The sequence below is a fragment of the Blautia sp. aa_0143 genome (assembly GCF_004167315.1).
GTDB lineage: Bacteria > Bacillota > Clostridia > Lachnospirales > Lachnospiraceae > Blautia_A > Blautia_A fusiformis.
This window is the reverse complement of the sequence record NZ_RCXU01000018.1, coordinates 13,221-28,443: the sequence shown is the minus strand read 5'-3', so window position 1 is coordinate 28,443 and position 15,223 is coordinate 13,221. Positions and strand designations below refer to the sequence as shown.

The window sequence follows — 15,223 nt, the reverse complement described above, 5'->3', positions numbered from 1 at the left end:
AGGGATACTGCTGTGAAAAAAAAGTCACTGGCTAAAAATGCAGCTTTAAATATGTTTAAAACTTTGATGTCAATGATATTTCCCCTTGTTACATATCCTTATGTGACAAGAATACTGCAAGTAGAAAACATTGGCAAAATAAATTTCTCAGGAAGTGTTGTTAGTTATTTTACGTTATTAGCAGGATTAGGGATAAGTACTTATGCAATTAGGGAAGGCGCAGGTTTACGACAGGACAAACATAAATTTGAGATTTTTTCAAATGAGGTTTTTACTATTAATATAATTTCGTCGATGGTTTCGTATGCTCTTTTTGTGTGTATGTTGATTGCAGTTCAAGATTTACATCCGTATATTCCATTAATTTTAATCCAAAGCATTGGGATTATTGGACCAACTGTAGGAGTTGAGTGGTTGTATTCAGTTTACGAAGATTATGAATATATTACAATTCGATCTATTGTGGTTCAGATTGCTTCAATGATTCTTATGTTTGTGTTTGTACACAAACAGTCTGATTATATATTATATACAGGAATTCTAGTTTTTGCATCAACAGCAGCTTATTTATTTAATTTTTGTCATTCAAAAAAATATATAAGATTAAGACTTACTAGAAATCCAAACATTAAGAAACATATAAAACCGATTGTTGTTATCTTTGCAATGTCTGTAGCAACTACAATTTATGTTAATTCAGATACGACTATGTTGGGGGGGATGGCAGGGAATTATTATGTTGGACTTTATAATGCAGCAACTAAAATCTATACGGTTATGAAGAGTTTAATGGCTGCATGTATTTTGGTATCTTTGCCTAGACTTTCAAATTATCTGGCGATAGAAGAATATGCTGAATATAGTGAAAAAGCATCTAGCATCTTAAATGGTTTTCTTACTTTTCTGCCACCAATTGTAATAGGGGTTTTTATGACGGCTCCACAAATTATTTCGATTCTTGCAGGGAAATCTTTTTTAGATGCGACAATATCATTAAGGATATTGTGTATTAGTTTGTTTTTTTCAATAGTTGCAGTTTATATGACAAATGTAGTTTTGCTTCCATTAAAAAAAGAAAAGCAAATAATGTACGCAACATTCGCAAGCGCAATTATTAATTTGTTACTAAATTTTATTTTTATTCCTCTTTGGAAGCAAACAGGAGCGGCTATAACAACTGTCGTGGCAGAGATAGTTGTAATGTTTTGGCAAGTGTGTGCCTATAAAAAGTCAGATCACTGTATTGAACTTCGATTGAATAAGAGTAATTTAAAGGCAATTTTCATTGCATGTTGTGTAATTATATTGATTTGTGTTAGCGTTGATACTTTTCAAATGAAATTTATTGTTGCATTTTTTGTCAAAGTGATTTTGGCAATAATCAGTTATATTATTATATTAGTTGTTTTACATCATACGATTGCATTAAAAGTGATTGAATTTATAAGAAATTGTTTGAAAAAGTAATGGAATGTGTTGGAACTATAGTAAGGCAAAAAAGGGGTGTGTAAAATATGGGTGCATCGCAGATCGAGCAATATAAAAAATTGATGCACTGCTGATAAAAAATCAAAAAGCTGACAGAAGTACGAACCTGTGTCATTGTAAAAGCAGGTTTATTCTGTCAGCTTTTTTATGTAAGTATAATTCGTGCAGCAGAGGATGCTCTGTGAATCATACCAGTTTATTTAATTTTTCAATAATTTCTGTAAGTTCTTCTCTGGAATACCCGCCAAAACTTACCAGCGCACGTAATGGCATGGAGTCGGTCATGGCTTCTGTCATTTCTTCAGTGATAGCTTCGGAAGCGGCTTCAGAAGAGGACTCTTCACCAACGTTCATGGCTGAGATATATTTTGCTGTCAGTTCTTTTGCTGTTTCGCTTGTTTTCGGGTTGCGGAACAGTTCGCCCAGGGTGGTGTTCATATGAACATGCATCGGAAGCTCCTGGTTGCTGTTCAGATGGATCCTGCCTTCAAGATGGATATCTCTGGAAGAGGTACCGACAAGGAGCTTATATTCGCCGCTGGCTGCGAACCAGTCATGAAGTTCTGTATTGTACCATGCGAAGCTTCTCTTGTCCAGCTCCATGGTTACTGTTTTGGTTTCGCCTGGATTCAGGAAAATCTTTTCAAAGCCTTTGAGCTCTTTTTCCGGACGGATTGCGGAATGGGTGCAGTCTTTGACATAGAGCTGTACGACTTCTTTTCCTGCCATATTTCCTGTGTTTGTTACATCAACCGAAACGGTGATGGTGTCTTTGTCTGTAGGATTTTCATTGGAGATCTTCAGGTCGCTGCAGGCAAAGGTAGTGTAGGAGAGTCCATAGCCAAATGGATATGCTACATCCATTTCTTTTGTATCGTAGTAGCGATAGCCTACGAATACGCCTTCACGGTATTCAACCTTTTCACCACCGCCGAAGTTCAGGTAGGATGGATTGTCGGAGAGCTTGAGCGGCATTGTCTCGGCAAGCTTGCCGCTGGGATTTACTTTTCCGTAAAGGATGTTTGCGACAGCGGTACCGCCTGCCTGACCGCCGAGGTATGCTTCCAGAAGGCCTTTTATATCATTGAGCCATGGCAGCTCCACGGGGGAACCGTTGTGGAGGACGATCACGGTATTCGGCTGTACTTTAAGGATCTCAGCAATGAGACGGTTCTGGCATTCAGGAAGCCTCATGTGGGAACGATCGTATCCTTCAGATTCAAAGCTGTCCGGAAGTCCGGCGAAGATCACAACCTTGTCAGCGGCGGCAGCAGCTTTGATCGCTTCAGCTGCAAGTGCATCATCGTAGAGATCTTTGTCTGTAGGAAAACCTTCTGCATAAGTAACCTGTGCATCGGAAGGAACGGAATCCAGTGCATTTGTGATCTTGAAGCAGTTGATATGAGAGCTTCCGCCGCCCTGGAAACGAGGCTTCTTTGCAAAACCGCCGATGAAAGCAACTTTCTCGGATGCTTTCAGAGGGAGGATCTGCTCATCGTTTTTCAGAAGAACCATAGATTCTTCGGCAATGTGGCGTGCTTCTTCATGGTCTTTTTCCATGGTGAATTCCTGCGGTGCCCGGTTGTCTGCATATTCAAAAATTATGCGTAGAATGCGTTCAACAGCCTGGTCAAGAATGTCTTCCTTGAGGGAACCGTCTTTTACGGCCTGTACGATGAGGGCATCGTTGACCCCATTGGAGGAAGGCATTTCCAGCTCAAGACCTGCCTCAAGACCTTTGACGCGGTCATTGACTGCACCCCAGTCGGACATTACATAGCCCTTGAAGCCCCAGTCGCCGCGGAGAACATCTGTGAGAAGCCATTTATTCTCAGATGCGAAAGTGCCGTTGATCTGGTTGTAGGAGCACATGAAGGTGTATGGCTGAGCTTTTTTTACTGCGGTTTCGAATGCAGGGAAATAGATCTCACGTAAAGTGCGCTCATCAGCCTCGGAAGAATTACTCATGCGGTGATATTCCTGGTTGTTTGCTGCAAAGTGCTTGATAGAGGTTCCTACATGCTGGGACTGTACTCCGTTTATAAAAGCGGCTGCGATCTCACCTGCGAGATATGGATCCTCGGAATAATATTCGAAGTTTCTTCCGCAGAGAGGAGAACGTTTGATGTTTACGGCCGGTCCGAGAACTATGGATACATCGTTGGCCTGAGCTTCTTTTCCGATGGTTTTGCCCATTTCTTCCACCAGCTTGCGGTCAAAGGAGCAGGCGCTTAAAGCGGCCGGCGGGAAGCAGACGGCTTTGATGCTGTCATTCATTCCAAGATGATCGCCCTTGTCATCCTGCTTACGAAGTCCGTGAGGGCCGTCGCTGACCATTACTTCCGGGATCCCCAAGCGTTCCACATGTTTCAGATGCCAGAAATCAAGACCTGAGCACATGCCGGCTTTTTCTTCCAGTGTCATCTGGCTTACGATTTTTTTCAGATCACGTTTCATTAAAAATACCTCCGAAATGTTTTTCTTACTATGAACTATAGCATGTTTTGCTGGTAAAATATAACAAAAATTTGTTAAAAATAAAAAATATTGCAGTTTAGCCGAATCAAGTAAGTCCCCTGCTTGAATTGCGAATATCCGCATGACCCTCACATTTTCAGGAATATAAAAACGATATGCAGGTCGATTGACAGAGCGGTGAGAGATATCTTTTTCTGGCTTTTGTGGGAAGAGTGTAGTAATATAGGTAGGAATAATGACAGAGCTGCCGGACAGAAGAATGGTCGACTGTCTGGTTTATGTGAAAGGACTTATAATGAAAGACATCATATCAAGTATTATTACAAGTGTACTGACTGCTTTGTACCAGCCATTTTGGTTTTCTGTGATCCTGTCTGTGATGGTACTGTTTTTTTATCTCTTTGCCTACCATAATGAGACAGGTGGAAGGGGGATCAGGGGAGCTTTTTCCGTGTGGTGGCAGTATTTCAGAGGAAATGCTTTTTTTCGGAAGCTGTTTTTTCTGACCTTTTATACAACCATGATCTTGTTTCGCACGCTGCTGAACCGGGATATGTGGATGAATCCCCTTTCGGATGTGATGGCGAACTGGTGGATCTGGAAATATGGAGAGGATGGTACCAGATATCTCACAACTGAGTGTATTGAGAATCTGATGCTGTTCATTCCGTTCACGATCCTGCTGTTCTGGACCGCAGGAAAGAAAATATTGAAAAAAACAACATTCTTGAATATTGTGTGGACCGGACTTAAGATTACCTTTGTATTCTCACTGTCCATTGAACTTCTGCAGCTTTTCCTGAGGCTTGGGACGTTCCAGGTTTCTGATCTGACATATAATACTCTTGGAGGAGGTATTGGCGGGGCTGTGTACTGGATTGGTCATCAGCTTTCAGTCAGGCGGGGAGCCGAATAATGTCTGCCGCAGATAGCAGGAAGACAGAGAAACGGATCAGCCCGGATTGCTGTTCGAGAGTGATACTTTGAAATTTTTGTAGTTACTGTTCACTGGTAATATTCCGCGAGGTGTTTTTTGTGAGCGAAGGTCACAGAAAACCCGAGACATACCGCGCGAATTTATGCGATTAGCATAAATTCTGTGCATCGCGAAGCGTGTTGCTGAGAACGGAGTGAACAGTAACTTTTTGCACGGTGCATCGTTAAAATTTCATTGACAAATCTTCCATAACGTGTTAACCTAATACCAGTTTCAAAAAGAAAATGCATAGATGAGGAATAGTACACAAGAGAACGGAGCACAGAGAGCTGCTGGCCGGTGAGAAGTAGCGGAAGGGATTTGTGGAACTCGCCTCGGAGCATCTGCCTGAAATCTTTATATATTATATAAGAGAGTAGACGCAGACGGTGTCCGCCGTTATCCGGAGAGGATATAAGGATGTATATACATTCCGTATCTGTCAAGTGTGTGAATTTTTATTCATGAAATAAGAGTGGTACCGCGTAGGACAGCAGTTGTCTTTCGTCTCTTGCAGAATCTGCAGAGTCGGAAGATTTTTTTTATGTCTTTATATCAAAAACAGAAACCAAAGAGAAATTTTAATGGAAACAGAAAGTGGAGGAAAACAAAATGATGACACCATCCAAGTACAAACGTCAGTATTACATGCCGCCGGTGAAATGTATGAAATGGGCGGAGAAAGAATATGTGGATAAGGCCCCGATCTGGTGCTCTGTAGACCTTCGTGACGGAAATCAGGCACTTGTGATCCCGATGAGCCTGGAGCAGAAAGTGGAATTTTTCAAGCTTCTTGTAAAGATTGGTTTTAAAGAGATCGAGGTTGGATTTCCGGCTGCTTCTGAGACAGAGTATGAGTTTCTCCGTACGCTGATCGAGCAGGATCTGATCCCGAAGGATGTAACGATCCAGGTGCTGACTCAGGCAAGAGAGCATATCATCCGTAAGACTTTTGAAGCTGTTAAAGGCGCCCCAAAAGCGATCGTTCATGTATACAATTCCACATCCGTATCGCAGAGAGAGCAGGTATTCAAAAAATCAAAAGAGGAGATCCTGAAGATCGCAGTAGATGGCGCTGCACTTCTGAAAAAACTGGCTGATGAGACAGAAGGCAATTTTCAGTTTGAGTACAGCCCGGAGAGCTTTACGGGAACAGAGCCGGAGTATGCACTGGAGGTGTGCAATGCGGTTCTGGATGTATGGCAGCCCACTGCAGATAACAAAGCGATCATCAACCTGCCTGTTACGGTTGAGCATTCTATGCCGCATGTGTATGCAAGTCAGGTGGAATACATGTGTGATAATCTGAAATACCGTGAAAACGTGATCGTTTCTCTTCATCCGCACAATGATCGTGGATGTGGCGTTGCAGACTCCGAGATGGGTCTTCTTGCAGGTGCTGACCGAATTGAGGGAACTTTGTTCGGAAATGGTGAGCGTACCGGTAATGTGGATATTGTAACGCTTGGTATGAATATGTATTCCCAGGGTGTGGACCCGAAGATTGATTTTTCTGATATGCCGCATATTTGCGAGGTTTATGAGAAATGTACCGGAATGCAGATCTATGAAAGAAGTCCGTACAGTGGAGCTCTTGTATTTGCTGCATTTTCCGGATCTCATCAGGATGCCATCGCAAAGGGTATGCACTGGAGAGAGAACGGAGATCTGGAGCACTGGACTGTTCCGTATCTGCCGATCGATCCGACAGATGTGGGAAGAAACTACGACGCAGATGTTATCCGTATCAACAGCCAGTCCGGAAAGGGCGGTGTAGGCTATATACTGGAGACAAAGTTTGGCCTGAACCTTCCTCCGAAAATGCGCGAGGCTATGGGCTATGCAGCCAAAGCAGTGTCCGATCACAAGCACAAAGAGCTTCATCCGGACGAGATCTTCAGTCTGTTCAAATCTACCTTCGAAAATGTGGTTGAACCATACAGCATCAATGAGGTTCATTTCCAGCAGAAGGAAGACGGCATCGTAACACGGGTTACTTCTACATTCCGTGGAAAAACCATCGTTACAGAGGCTTCCGGAAATGGTCGTCTGGATGCGGTAAGCAATGCGCTGAAGAAAGCTTACGAACTGAAATACACACTGGAAACTTATCAGGAGCATGCTCTGGAGCAGAGCTCTTCCTCCAAGGCTATCGCTTATGTGGGAATTCGCAAACCGGATGGAACGCTTGCCTGGGGAGCGGGTGTTGATCAGGATATCATCCGTGCCTCTATTGATGCACTGGTAACTGCGATCAACAATCGATAAGCATCCGGTTCCGGATAGGTTTACAAAAAATGAGAAGCTGCCATAAAACGCAGCTTCTTTTTTTGCCGTGCAGATGCTATAATAGTGCGGAATGTGAAAATAACAGTGAGTAAGAGGGATATTATGAAAAATAAGAAAAAAAACAGAAGCTCATACAGCCTGTCTGCAGAGCTGAAAAATACTCTGAAATATCTGCTGATATGGGGAATGATCTTGATCTTTTCCGCATATTTGCTTAGTGATTCGGAGATCCTCGGAAATGTAAGGCAGCAGGCAAGACCGGATACCTGGTCTATGATCGGTGCGGGAGGAAGCTTTGAAGAGGAGTTTACCTGCAAAACGAACCGTCTGTCCGGTGTGGAGCTTTTTCTTTCTACAGAGAGTGCATCGGTTGCTGGAACGTTTCAGATAACGCTGTACCAGAATGAAAGGGAGATCCAGAGCTGGCAGGCCAGCAGACTGACCATATCGTCGGGGGATACCACGTATTTCCGGCTTGACCAGAAGCTTACGGAATGTAAGGGGCAGAAATTCCGGATCGTTTTAGATGGCGCAAAAGGGGATACCGGAGTGGCTGCAGGGTTGGTGAGCCAGAAGGATGATACACAGACACTTGCCTATCGGATCATTTCCAGGCCATTTCCAAAATCACTGGTGTTTCTGGTGATTGGAGCGGCGGCAGCTGTGATGCTGGTGATCTTTGCATTTCTGAAACGCAGACAGCTCCGGGCAGAAGTGGTGTTTGCCGTTGTTTATATTTTTATGAGTATCTGTACGCTGGCGGCGGTTCCGGCCTTTAATTCGCCGGATGAGTACAGCCATTATCTGAGAAGCTATGAGGTTTCCAGAGGATATCTGACGTCGGAAGGCAACGGAGGAAACGACTTATTCTCATATGGAAGGACGTTTAACAGTGGTCTGGTTCCGGAATTTTCCGCCAAGGATCATGTATCATTATGGGATATCGGAGAGAATGCAGATCAGCGTATCGACCGGGAAAAAACACAGTTTTACGGATTTGGAAATACAGCCTTGTATGCACCTACTTCGTATCTTCCCCAGGCAGTAGGGATCCGCATTGCAGATCTGTTTACGGACCGGCCGATGGTTCTTGCCTATGCGGGAAGGATCGCCAATATGCTTATGTTTGGACTGTTCTTTTTCTTTGCCATTCGTCTGACGCCTGTTGGGAAAAATTTCCTCGTACTTCTGGGGCTGGTACCTGTGAATATCCAGTCAGCAAATTCCATGTCAGCAGATGCCCTGGCCCTGGCTCTGACGGTTGCTCTGGCTGCCTTTGTACTGGCTATGCGATATAAACAAAAAGAAGTGATGAGTAGAAGACAGCTGATATGGATGTACGTGCTGACCGGATTCCTGTGTCTTTGCAAAGTGGTTTACATGCCGTTTTGCCTGCTCCTGTTCCTGATCCCGAAAGAACGGTTTAAAAGCAGAAAAAATTACTGGTTTCATGTGGTCTGTGCAGGAACTGTGATCTTGATCTTAAGTTTCGGCTGGCTGGTCATTGCATCCCGATATCTCTGTGAGTCACAGCCAGGTGTGGATACAGCTGCACAGCTTGTGGGGATCCTGAAGGATCCGGCTGCCTTTGTCCTGACTTTTGTGCGGAGCCTGGATAATTTTGGTGTGACCTATCTTACAGAAATGATAGGAAGTAATCTTGGATGGCTGAACATTCCTGTCTGTGCCCTGCTGGCAATGGGATATCTTTTGATCTTGGTCCTTCAGGTTTCCGGGAATGATGATATATCGGGAATCCGTCTGGAGCTTCCGGCAAAGGGCATTCTGGGAGGAGTCAGTCTCCTGGTATTTGCGCTGATCTTTGTAACGTTATACGGACAGTGGACAGCCTATGGCTACGATAAGATCTTGGGCGTGCAGGGACGGTATTTTCTGCCGCTTCTTTTTCCACTGATTCTTGCGCTGAAGCCCAAACGGTTTGCCGAAGGAGCCGGGGAAACACCATGGGGACTGTTTCTGGGAGCCTGGAGTATCGATCTGTGTGTTTATGCGACACTTTTCGTGCAGGCCCTGTGCCGTTTTGCATAAGGCGTCGGATTTGGTCGAGCAAAAATCCTTGACTGACTGAAAACAAAATATTATAATCAAATCTGTAAATAACAGAGGAAAAAACTGTTCTGAAAAAGGATAAACAGGCAGATAGAAGTACGATTTCCGGAAAGTGGGTGTACAACATTGGACGGAGATAGAGACGCTATCTGCCTTTTTTTCTGAAATGAAATATGACATGAGTGTGGATAACTCTGCAATTTTATGTGGAATACATGTGGATAAGGTGTGGATAAAACACAAATACCGCCGTTGAAGCGTTAAATACGGGAAAAAGCTTGACATATTCAATATTATTAAATATAATTTTCCCATACATTACAAAAATGTTACAAACATGTAAAGGAAATCGTAATGATCCGTATTTATCCGGGAAGCGATGATAATGGGGGCTGTGATATCGCATCGGAGGATTATGGGCTGTTACAGAAAATGAAACGCAAGGAATGAGATTATGAAAGTTGAGAAAGATTTACGTGAGACTGACGGAGTGCAGGATGAACGTAGAAATGGAAAAACCGGAGGAAATTCCGCGCGCAGTTTTGCAGTGCTGACATTATGTGCAGTTTTGGCGATGGTTATTTCTCTGGGGACAAGGACATTTGCAGAAAGTGAGGGAGGCAGGGTTTATGCAGCTTCAGATGGAGGAGAGGGCTCTCCCTATGAAGAGGTTGCTGTTCCTACCGGGATCGCAGGTGTGGTTTCAGGAGTTACGGATACACCATTATCCGGAAGCACGGTTACAAGGATCGGAAGCTCCTGTGAGCAGGTGATCGTAGGCCAGAGAGTACAGAAAGTAACCAATACTGCTGCAGATCTTAATGTAAGCTCCTCTATGGAAAACAAAGTAAATGAACTTGATGCAAGGTCGATCACACTGGCAGAAAATCCCACACTGATGTCAGATGAAGACTATGATACACTTCTGAGGATCGTGGAGGCAGAAGCAGGAAGTGAAGATATCAAGGGCCGTGTTCTGGTGGCCAACGTCATCATGAACCGTGTAAAAAGCGAAGATTTTCCGAATACGGTGACAGAGGTTGTCTGGGATAACAGTGACGGCGTTCCGCAGTTTTCACCGACCTATGATGGCAGGATCAATGAAGTTGCAGTTTCCGATGAAACAAGGGAAGCGGTCAAGCAGGCGCTGAAGGGTACTGATTATTCTGAAGGTGCACTGTTCTTTATCCAGAAATCTGCAGCAGAGGAACATAATGTGAAATGGTTTGAAAAGGACCTGAAGAGGCTCTTTAAATACGGGGTCCATGAATTTTATACATATAAATAGGAAGAACTGATGCAGTACAGAAGGAACCAACCGCCGGCAGAAACAGACCGGCGGTTTCTTTTTATCCGAAAGCTGTGAATATCTGTCTGATCACAGGGTGGGATTGGGCAAGACAGATTCTTTTTTAAAAGTGGTGGCATTTTCCATAATTCCATGCTATAATGTGATAACGTTGAAAAGAAAACGAATATCTTACAATAGAAAGGCGGAACACCAATGCAGGTATTGTACAAGAGCACCAGAGGAAAAGAGCAGGCAGTTACAGCGTCTATGGCCATACTTAAGGGCCTTTCTGAGGACGGCGGACTGTTCGTGCCTGAAAGCATTCCACAGCTGGATGTACCAATGGACAAGCTGGCACAGATGACCTACCAGGAGACAGCATATGAGGTAATGAGCCGTTTCCTTACAGATTTTACCGAGGATGAGCTTAAGAACTGTATCAACAAAGCATACGACAGCAAATTTGATACAGAAAAGATCGCGCCTCTTCATGAAGCGGATGGGGCATATTTCCTGGAACTGTTCCATGGCGCGACCATTGCATTTAAGGATATGGCACTTTCCATTCTTCCGCATCTGATGACAACTGCAGCGAAGAAGAATAATGTTAAGAATGAGATCGTGATCCTTACCGCAACATCAGGAGATACCGGTAAAGCTGCCATGGCAGGCTTTGCAGATGTGCCGGGAACGAAGATCATTGTATTTTATCCGAAGCATGGTGTCAGCCCGATCCAGGAGAAACAGATGGTAACTCAGAAGGGTGCCAACACTTATGTGGTAGGTATTACCGGTAACTTTGATGATGCCCAGACTGCAGTTAAGAAGATGTTCAATGATCATGAGCTGGCAGCAGAGCTGGATCAGGCAGGCTTCCAGTTTTCTTCTGCAAACTCTATCAACATCGGTCGTCTTGTTCCTCAGATCGTATATTATGTATATGCCTACGCATCACTGGTACGCGATGGCAGGATCAAAGACGGACAGGAGATCAATGTGGTAGTTCCTACCGGAAACTTCGGAAATATCCTTGCTGCATACTATGCGAAACAGATGGGACTTCCGATCCACAAGCTGATCTGTGCATCGAATGAGAACCGTGTTCTTTATGATTTCTTCCGCACAGGAACCTATGACAGAAAGAGAGATTTCATCCTTACGACATCTCCTTCCATGGATATCCTGATCTCCAGCAATCTGGAAAGACTGATCTATCGTCTTACCGGAGAAAATGCTGAAAAATGTGCAGAGCTTATGAAATCCTTAAGTGAGGGCGGCGAATATACCATTACTGACGAGATGAAAGCACAGCTTGTTGATTTTTATGGTAATTTCTGCAGTGAAGATGAGACTGCACAGGCCATCAGTGATATCTACAAAAACAGCAATTATGTGATTGATACGCATACTGCAGTTGCAGCCGGCGTATATAAGAAGTATGTAAGTGAGACAGCGGATCATCTTCCGACAGTGATCGCCTCTACTGCAAGTCCGTATAAATTCACAAGAAGTGTTATGGAAGCACTTGGTGAGGAGCATAAAGATCTGGATGATTTTGGCCTTGTAGACGCATTAAGTGCGCTTTCCGGAGTACCTGTTCCACGTGCAGTTGAAGAAATCCGTACTGCCCCGGTTCTTCATGACAGGGTGGTAGATGCAGTGGATATGCCGGCAGCAGTAAAGGATATCCTTAAGATCAAATAATAATTGATAATAAAATCAGTAAGAAAATGTATTTTCTGTTGAAAAAGCACAAATACTGGTTTATAATAAAAACAACGAAAACCGAATCCTGGAATGTTCGATCCCCCTTTTCTTTTTGAACCTACATTGACATTTTGGGAATCCAAAATCGCAGGTTGGATGTCAGACCTCACGTCGTGGTAGGCAGAAGACACTGTTGAGGATACCCACCTAGCATCTGCTAGGCGTCAAAAATAAGGGAACGGCATCCCGGGATTAATCGGTTAAAGACATAGAGCCGGTTAGTGGCTCTTTTTTCATATATGGGAGGAATTAAAACATGAGTGTTTCTGAAAGGAAATTTGGGGTACTTCCTACAGGAGAAGAAGTAAAAATCTATCATCTTGAGAATAAAAAAGGTGCCTATGCGGAAGTGCTTCAGTATGGTGCGATCCTGGTGAAGATATGTGTTCCGGATAAGAACGGAGATCTGAAGGATGTGGTCCTTGGATATGACGATATCCGAGGATATGAGATTAATGGATGCTTTTTCGGTGCGATCATTGGAAGAAGTGGAAACCGTATCGAGAATTCCAGATTTTTTATTGATAATAAAGAAGTGGTTCTTGCAGAGAATGAGAATCATAACAATCTTCACAGCGGTCCGGATGGCTTTGAGAAAAAGCTGTGGGAAGTAAAAGAAATTTCCCAGGAGAAGAATAGCGTGGATTTCTTCCGCATCAGTCCGGATGGAGAGAACGGATTTCCGGGAGAATTTTCCATTGTTGTGAAATATGAATTCACAGAGGAAAACGAACTGAAGATTTTTTACAGAGGACGCTCTGATGCAGCTACCGTTGCCAATATGACCAACCATTCTTATTTTAATCTGAACGGAGAAGGCAGCGGAGATGTGCTTGACCAGGAAGTATGTATTCATGCGAAGTATTTTACTCCGGTAAAAGACAGCCAGTCCATTCCTACCGGTGAATATGCACCGGTGGCGGGAACGCCGATGGATTTTAATGTTTCCAAACCGATCGGCAGAGACATTGAGGCGGATTTTGAACAGCTGAAGTTCACAGGTGGTTATGACCATAACTATGTAACCGATAATTATGCAAAGGGCAATGTCCGTTCGATCGCTACTGCATACTGTAAGGAATCCGGTATCGGTATGGAGGTTTCCTCCGACTGCCCATGTGTGCAGTTCTATGCAGGCAATTTTGTTAAGGATGAGAAGGGAAAGAACGGTCATGTTTATCATGAACGTTATGGATTCTGCCTGGAGACACAGGTGGAGCCAAATGCAGTCAATGTAGAGGATTTCCATTCTCCGATCCTGCTTCCCGGTGAAGAGTACAGCTCTGAAACGGTTTACCGTTTCTTTGTGAAATAACAGACAAACAGAAATAAAAGAGGTGCGAGAAGGCAATGCAGATACGTGTGGCAGAAGAGAAGGATGCAGCAACACTTTTGGAAATTTATTCCTACTACGTAGAAAAAACTGCGATCACATTTGAATATGAAACACCTTCCATAGAAGAGTTTACGCATCGGATCCATGATATAAAGGCGAAATATCCGTATATTGTGGCAGAAGAGAACGGAGAGATCCTGGGATATGCCTATGGTTCTGCGTTTCATCCGAGGGCTGCTTATGGCTGGTGTGCGGAAATGTCCATTTATGTGAGGCATGACCGGCGGGGCAGCGGTGCAGGAGGCAGACTCTATCGAGCCTTGGAGAGTCTTCTTGCAGAGATGGGAATTCTGAACCTGAACGCCTGCATTGCAGTTGCACCAAAAGAAGATGAATACCTGACCAGTGCCAGTGTGGATTTTCATAAGCATTTCGGCTATAAGCGTGTGGGAGAGTTCCACAGATGCGGCTATAAGTTTAACCGTTGGTATAATATGGTATGGATGGAAAAGATGATAGGCGAACATAAGAGCCTGCAGCCGGAAGTAAAGCTTTTCCCGGAAATCCAGGATAAGATCGGATTTGAACGTTTTTCCTGGTAAAAAAAGAAACCTGAGGGAGGTCAGCATGGACGAGGAAAAGAAAAATATAATCCAGCTCATGCTGGGATTTGTGCGCAGGGCAAACGGAGATCATGTCAGTGCATATGCGGCCCAGGCAGCGTATTTTCTGATCATGTCTTTTATCCCGTTTATACTGTTTCTTACAACGCTGATCCGTTATACACCCTTAAGCTATAATGTTGTCAGGGATGCCATCATCGGGTTTGTGCCCGGAAATCTGCAGACCTTTGTGCTGAGCATTGTGGTAGAAGTATACAAAAGAAGTACAGCCATCGTGCCGTTGTCTGCGCTGATGGCGCTCTGGGCGTCCGGAAAGGGAATGCAGGCGATCACCAATGGCTTAAATACCATTTATCATGTAAAGGAAACCCGAAACTGGCTGATGACCCGAATCTATTCGGTTTTTTATATGCTTTGTTTGTGCTGGCGATCATTGTCACTCTTCTGGTCCTGGTTCTTGGTAATCGAATCCAAGTAGCTGCACAGAGAACCATTCCGATTCTCGGGAGGCTGCTGGCCAAGGTTATAGGGGCCAGGACATTGCTTGTATTTGCCGTGCTGTTTGCAGTGTTTCTGGTCCTTTATAAAGTGCTTCCAAACCGAAAGGCAACCTTTAAAAGCCAGCTTCCGGGTGCATTTATGATCGCAGTGGCATGGATGATATTTTCCTATGGATTTTCCCTGTATTTTGAATTTTTTCCGAGTTTTGGAAATATGTACGGAAGTCTGACTGCGCTGATCATGGTAATGCTGTGGCTGTATGTGTGTATGAACCTGCTTCTTTATGGGGCGGAGATCAATGCCTACTTCGAAAATGAATTCCGAAAGGCCCAGAGATCTGTAAAAACACTTCTTTCCAAGAAAGAAAATGAAAAAAACAGTTCCAAAGAATCCTGACTTTGCGC

At 43.9% G+C, this 15,223-nt stretch carries 11 protein-coding genes, 1 other RNA gene and 1 other annotated feature; of the genes, 11 read left to right on the top strand and 1 reads right to left on the bottom strand.

Annotated elements, in window-relative coordinates; all coding sequences use genetic code 11:
* Nucleotides 1–12: 12 nt before the first annotated feature.
* Nucleotides 13–1,467: a flippase gene (locus EAI83_RS10390; RefSeq protein ID WP_129975323.1), complete on the top strand. Its 1,455-nt coding sequence runs from the start codon at nucleotides 13–15 to the stop codon at nucleotides 1,465–1,467.
* Between the two features lie 207 nt (nucleotides 1,468–1,674).
* Here the strand turns inward: EAI83_RS10390 and EAI83_RS10385 are convergent, their stop codons facing one another.
* Nucleotides 1,675–3,945, bottom strand: a complete 2,271-nt coding sequence (locus EAI83_RS10385; RefSeq protein ID WP_129975321.1) for a glycoside hydrolase family 3 C-terminal domain-containing protein — start codon at nucleotides 3,943–3,945, stop codon at nucleotides 1,675–1,677.
* A 256-nt stretch (nucleotides 3,946–4,201) separates the two neighbouring features.
* On the opposite strand from EAI83_RS10385, the gene EAI83_RS10380 reads away from it, so the two are divergent.
* From EAI83_RS10380 to EAI83_RS17575, 10 genes are all read left to right on the top strand, one after another.
* Entirely contained in the window at nucleotides 4,202–4,882 is a 681-nt protein-coding gene (locus tag EAI83_RS10380) for a VanZ family protein (RefSeq protein WP_237972496.1), read from the top strand.
* Between the two features lie 301 nt (nucleotides 4,883–5,183).
* Nucleotides 5,184–5,457, top strand: a binding site (T-box leader).
* Nucleotides 5,458–5,554: 97 nt separating this feature from the next.
* Nucleotides 5,555–7,210 (top strand): 2-isopropylmalate synthase, encoded by a 1,656-nt coding sequence (locus EAI83_RS10375; RefSeq protein WP_173740882.1) that lies wholly within the window; start codon nucleotides 5,555–5,557, stop codon nucleotides 7,208–7,210.
* A 123-nt stretch (nucleotides 7,211–7,333) separates the two neighbouring features.
* Nucleotides 7,334–9,280 (top strand): DUF2142 domain-containing protein, encoded by a 1,947-nt coding sequence (locus EAI83_RS10370; RefSeq protein WP_129975319.1) that lies wholly within the window; start codon nucleotides 7,334–7,336, stop codon nucleotides 9,278–9,280.
* Nucleotides 9,281–9,755: 475 nt separating this feature from the next.
* Complete coding sequence (locus EAI83_RS10365) at nucleotides 9,756–10,589, top strand: cell wall hydrolase (RefSeq protein WP_021652924.1); 834 nt, start codon at nucleotides 9,756–9,758, stop codon at nucleotides 10,587–10,589.
* Nucleotides 10,590–10,805: 216 nt separating this feature from the next.
* On the top strand, nucleotides 10,806–12,296 hold the full coding sequence (gene thrC / locus EAI83_RS10360; protein WP_021652923.1) for a threonine synthase: 1,491 nt from the start codon (nucleotides 10,806–10,808) through the stop codon (nucleotides 12,294–12,296).
* Nucleotides 12,297–12,378: 82 nt separating this feature from the next.
* Nucleotides 12,379–12,556, top strand: a non-coding RNA gene (gene ssrS / locus EAI83_RS10355) — 6S RNA.
* Nucleotides 12,557–12,615: 59 nt separating this feature from the next.
* Nucleotides 12,616–13,674, top strand: a complete 1,059-nt coding sequence (locus tag EAI83_RS10350) for an aldose epimerase family protein (RefSeq protein ID WP_129975317.1) — start codon at nucleotides 12,616–12,618, stop codon at nucleotides 13,672–13,674.
* Between the two features lie 35 nt (nucleotides 13,675–13,709).
* Nucleotides 13,710–14,297: a GNAT family N-acetyltransferase gene (locus EAI83_RS10345; protein ID WP_129975315.1), complete on the top strand. Its 588-nt coding sequence runs from the start codon at nucleotides 13,710–13,712 to the stop codon at nucleotides 14,295–14,297.
* A gap of 25 nt (nucleotides 14,298–14,322) precedes the next feature.
* Nucleotides 14,323–14,796, top strand: a complete 474-nt coding sequence (locus tag EAI83_RS17580) for a YihY/virulence factor BrkB family protein (protein WP_243113477.1) — start codon at nucleotides 14,323–14,325, stop codon at nucleotides 14,794–14,796.
* Complete coding sequence (locus EAI83_RS17575; RefSeq protein WP_243113476.1) at nucleotides 14,739–15,215, top strand: YihY/virulence factor BrkB family protein; 477 nt, start codon at nucleotides 14,739–14,741, stop codon at nucleotides 15,213–15,215. Before EAI83_RS17580 ends, EAI83_RS17575 begins: the two co-directional genes overlap by 58 nt.
* Nucleotides 15,216–15,223 lie beyond the last annotated feature (8 nt).